The following is a 4,330-nucleotide window of genomic DNA, read 5'->3' as shown; positions in this document are numbered from 1 at the left end:
GGTCCGGCCAGGCGGCGCTACCCAGACCGTCCTGCCCGCGGTCTGCCCGCCGGCGCCGACCGCATTAAGTTCACCGGCAACTGGCGCCTCGGCGGGCCGCTGTAGCTCCTGAGCCGCTCCCCGGCCCGCGTTGGGAAGGGGCGACGATGACGAGGCTCACCCTTTGCCCGGACCGACCCGCGGCCGCCGGGTGGCGCGGAACCGGCCGGGCCATCTCGAACTCGGCGGGCCGCCGCTGCGCATCTGGGTGAATCTTCCGCGGCGGGGCGACGGCTCCACCGGCGAGAGCCCCATCCGCGAGGCGACGAACGACGTCATCGTCTAAGTGACTCACCGGCCGCACGCTGTCGTAACGCACACAGTTCGGCCTGTGGTTGCGCGCCTGAAAGCGACGACGACAAGGCTCTCCCCGATACCCGGACAGGGTGCTTGACGACCGCAAAGTTCGAAATAGCGCACACACTACCTTGTGCTCGGTAAACCGAACACCTAGGCTGCGTTCGATACAACGAACCTCAGGAGCGTCATGGCAACGTTCGCCGCTAGGGCCCGGACTGTGACCGACATCGCTACGTCGGTCAGGGACGCCCGTCTCGCCGCCGGTATGAGCCAGGCCGACCTCGCAGCGGCAGCCCATCTCACACGCTCCTGGGTGAGCCTCTTCGAGAGCGGGCGCGCTCCCAATGCGTCACTGAGCAAGGTGCTCGCGATGATGGACGTTCTGGACGTCACGATCCGGCTGGCGTATCCCGTACCGGACTCGGACACGCCCCCCGCCGAGTCGGCCCGCCACCCGCGGCACCTGCCCGAGGCGGTCGATGCAGTCGAGGCGATGGAGGCACCCGAAGCAGTCGACACACCGGCGGACGATTATGAAGTCCTGACTTCCGCAAAAGTGGCCCCCCCTGGCGAAGTAGCGCTTGCCGCTGCACGCGCCATCCGGGCGGCCCACCGTGCACGCGACGTCGCAGATGACATCACTCAGCGGTCTTCCGATGCCTGACAAGGAACTCGCGGTCCTACTGTCTGGACAGAGACTGGGGACGTTGACGGAGGGCCGTCATGGCAAGCACTCGTTCTCCTACGACCTCGACGGCCCCGAACGGAATCTCTCGCTCTCCATGCCCAGACGCCGTCAGGCCTGGGGCCCCGATCGGGTCGAGCCCTTCCTCGACGGACTGTTGCCCGACAACCAGGCCGCGCGGGTCCAGATCGCCCGCCATCACGGGGCCGTCGCAGGCAACACGTTTTCCCTCCTCACCGCTGTCGGTCGCGATTGCGCCGGCGCTGTTCAGTTCCTCCGCCCCGATGCGATGGATGAACTCGACGAAGGGGTCCTCGTACCGATGTCTGACGCCGACATCAGCAGGAGACTCCGCGAGCTGATCTCGAGCAGACAGGCATCCTGGCAGGCCCGCGGCGAGCATTGGTCGCTCGCAGGAGCTCAGGAGAAGGTCGCTCTCCACCGACGAGCAGACCAGTGGTATCAGGCGACCGGCGCGATCCCCACTACGCACATCATCAAGCCCGGTGTTACCGATCTCCCCTGCCAGGCGTACAACGAAGTCCTGTGTCTGCAAGCCGTCCGAACAATCGGTTTGCCGACGGCCGCCACGAACTATGTCGATTTCGCTGGCACTCCCGCTGTGATCAGCCGACGGTGGGACCGCCATGTCGCCGTTGATGGAACCGTGACCCGTGTCCATCAGGAGGACCTCTGCCAAGCTCTCGCAGTTCATCCGTCGCGCAAGTACCAGGCCGATGGAGGCCCATCCCCCGGCGATGTCATCTCCTTCTTGCGGGCGCTCCGCCTCGAGGAAGACGTCTGGCTTTTCGTTCGAGCGCTTGCGATCAACTTTCTGCTCGGCGCCACCGACGCCCATGCCAAGAATTACGCGATTCTTCACGCCGATGATTCCCCACCCCGGCTCGCACCGCTCTATGACATCGCGTCGATCTACCCGTACTCACCACAACGGAGTCAGCGCAGACTCGCCATGAAGATCGGGAGTCGGTACGCCTACGACGAGATCACCCTCCGCCACTGGATCACCTTTGCGGAGGCCAACGATCTCGATCCGAGCGTGCTCACCGCCCAGATCTACCTCGACTCCGATGAGCTGCCCGGGGCACTCCGATCCGCCATCGAGCTGCACCCCCCGCGCACTGACGACGAACACCGGTTGGCAGACACGCTTATGGCCGAGGTCGAGGCCCAGTGTCGACGGGTTCTGGCCTGGTTCGGTTGAGTGAACCGAACTGGGGCGACGACGACGAGGTCCGCCACCCGCCCCCGGCCCGCATTAACCCGGCCGCGCGGAACCGGCCGGGTCAGAACCAGTCGAGCGGGGTGCCGTAGAGCCGATCGTGCGGCAAGCTGCGGGCGATCAGCTCGGTGAGGGCCTGGTGGTCGTTCTTCAACGCGGTACCGCGGCGGGTCGGCCGGAGCTCGCCCTTGTACTTACGCACCAGCCCCAGCGCGCGGGCCCAGTCCCTCAGCTGCCAGATCGGGAACGTCAGGTCTTCGCGATTGTTCTTCCCGATCCACTTGCGGTCCCAGCCGGTGTCGGCCATGAGTTGCTCGACCATCGTCGGCGGCAGGTACCCGGCCGCGGTGAGCTTGACCCCGTCGCCGACCCGTTCGAGCAGGATCTGCAGCTTCGCGGCCTCGTCCCGCTGGACTTCCCTGAGAGTGGCTGGCGTGTCGGCGATTCCGACCACTCGCCGCTGAACGTCCTCGAGGTCGAATTCTTCCGCGTCCCAGCCGGCCCAGAACTCGAGTACCTCCGGGCCCCAGCCATCCGAGTCGAACTCGTCGCCGCCGGCGATCCACTCGTTATATGACCAGATCCCCCCGCAGTCCTCCGGAGGGCATGCCCGGCGACCTGCCACCACCGTCGCATCCGGGATCTCGTCGTCGTCGTCGGGCTCCAGGACCTTCTCCACGGTGACGCGATGCCACCAACTGTCACCGAAGTCGTACAGGTACAGGAACCTATCGCCCACGCTGTGCGCCAGCTCGTCGAGCCGTACGTCAGCCTCGTCGAGTTCGCCCATCTCCCCGGCGTCGGGGTAGTCCATGGAGGCGAAGTGCTCGGCGTCGCGGTCCCGGCGCGAGGATGCGTGGACGAACTCGTGCAGGTGACTGTTCGTCCAGCCCATGGCTTCCTGCAGGATCAGGTGAAGGCGCGGCAACATGAGGTCGCTGCGCAGGTCCAGGCGTCGCCAGATGGGCGGGGACGAGTCCTGCAGCTCGACCTTGACACGGTAGATCACCGGTGTCTCGCGCCTCGGGTGCCGCCGGTTGACGGCCGGGCGTTCCCACGGGGACTGATAGTCAGCCCCGGCCGCCAGCGAGGCCATCAACTCGGTCTGCGGGACTCCCGCGCTCGCCAATGCGTCGAGTACCGCGTGTTTCAACTCGTCTGCGGTGAGGTCGCCTGGTCCGTAGGGGCGATCTGTCGAGGGCGTCACCTCACCGACGATACGAGATGCGAGCGGCGCGCTGGGACGCCCCCGTTTGGAGAAGTAGTCTCACCTGCCATGGACACTGTCGAGCCCGGCCTGTTCGACCTACCCGAGCCCGCGCCTGAGCCCACCCCGCAACCCTCGCCTGCGCGGCCCCGTCCCGGCAGGAACCGCGAGACATGGTCCTGCACTGTGTCCGCGGAGGTCGCCATCGTCGATGCGGCGGCGGTGACGGCGGCACTGGCCCAGTACCGTGAGGACACGGTGGTGGTCGATGCGTTCTCCGGTGCGGTGATCGAGGACCCGGCGAGTGAGGAGGCGGGGCCCGATCCCACCCTGCCGCCGCTGCCTCAACTGAACTGGCTGATCTGGCCTACGGGCGGTGTGGAGGAACTCCTCGAAGAGGGCGCGTTCCGGGTTCTCGATGTGGAGAGCGCTGTGACCACCGAGATCTACGACCGGGGGACGATCACGTGGACGGTCACGGTCAAGCTCACCGACGTCCAGCTCCTGCGTCGCGTCGCCACGCGAGCCCACCCCGCCGACGCCGACCTCATCGCGAACAGTCTGTCCGTCGCGTGGCAGCGCGCTGCTGACCCGTTCGCTCCCCTGCGTTCGATCCCCGGGATCTCGTGGCGGCCGGTGTCCGTCGACATCGCTCACGTGTCGGCGCGGAAGCGATGACGACGGCCGCCGCTCCCGCGCACCGCGCACCGAGCCCCCAACCACCGGGCGGATCCCGCCGAGTGGACGATCCCGCTCGATCCGGGGCGCTCGCCCCCAACGCGGGGCGATCGGGCGGAGGCCAGGACAGTCAGCACGCGGGTCGAGCGACGTGCGGTAGTTGCGCGGAGTGGCGGGG

The 4,330-nt window shown here is 67.3% G+C and carries 4 protein-coding genes; 3 read left to right on the top strand and 1 reads right to left on the bottom strand.

Translation table 11 applies throughout. The annotated features are described in order from the left end of the window. Positions 1-556 precede the first annotated feature (556 nt). Positions 557-1,003, top strand: coding sequence for a helix-turn-helix transcriptional regulator (locus G6022_RS11895; RefSeq protein WP_159110396.1), 447 nt, complete (start codon positions 557-559; stop codon positions 1,001-1,003). Further along, positions 972-2,249 (top strand): type II toxin-antitoxin system HipA family toxin, encoded by a 1,278-nt coding sequence (locus tag G6022_RS11890; RefSeq protein WP_347238175.1) that lies wholly within the window; start codon positions 972-974, stop codon positions 2,247-2,249. The genes G6022_RS11895 and G6022_RS11890 overlap by 32 nt, the downstream gene beginning before the upstream one ends. An 82-nt stretch (positions 2,250-2,331) precedes the next feature. Here the strand turns inward: G6022_RS11890 and G6022_RS11885 are convergent, their stop codons facing one another. Further along, on the bottom strand, positions 2,332-3,474 hold the full coding sequence (locus G6022_RS11885) for a plasmid pRiA4b ORF-3 family protein (RefSeq protein WP_182639458.1): 1,143 nt from the start codon (positions 3,472-3,474) through the stop codon (positions 2,332-2,334). A gap of 69 nt (positions 3,475-3,543) precedes the next feature. Between G6022_RS11885 and G6022_RS11880 the strand changes: the two genes are divergently transcribed. Then, the gene (locus tag G6022_RS11880; RefSeq protein ID WP_182639459.1) at positions 3,544-4,152 is read left to right on the top strand and encodes a hypothetical protein; all 609 of its coding nucleotides are present in this window, start codon (positions 3,544-3,546) and stop codon (positions 4,150-4,152) included. Positions 4,153-4,330: the final 178 nt, after the last annotated feature.

The organism is Dietzia sp. Cai40 (assembly GCF_014145165.1).
GTDB classification, from domain to species: Bacteria; Actinomycetota; Actinomycetes; order Mycobacteriales; family Mycobacteriaceae; genus Dietzia; species Dietzia natronolimnaea.
Note: the sequence above shows the minus strand (reverse complement) of the source record. Positions and strands in the feature narration are given on the sequence as shown.

What these genes read in the sequence shown, in the direction of transcription:
- G6022_RS11890 (WP_347238175.1), top strand. Translation starts at nt 972, where the DNA reads ATGACATCACTCAGCGGTCTTCCGATGCCTGACAAGGAACTCGCGGTC.
- G6022_RS11880 (WP_182639459.1), top strand. Translation starts at nt 3,544, where the DNA reads ATGGACACTGTCGAGCCCGGCCTGTTCGACCTACCCGAGCCCGCGCCT.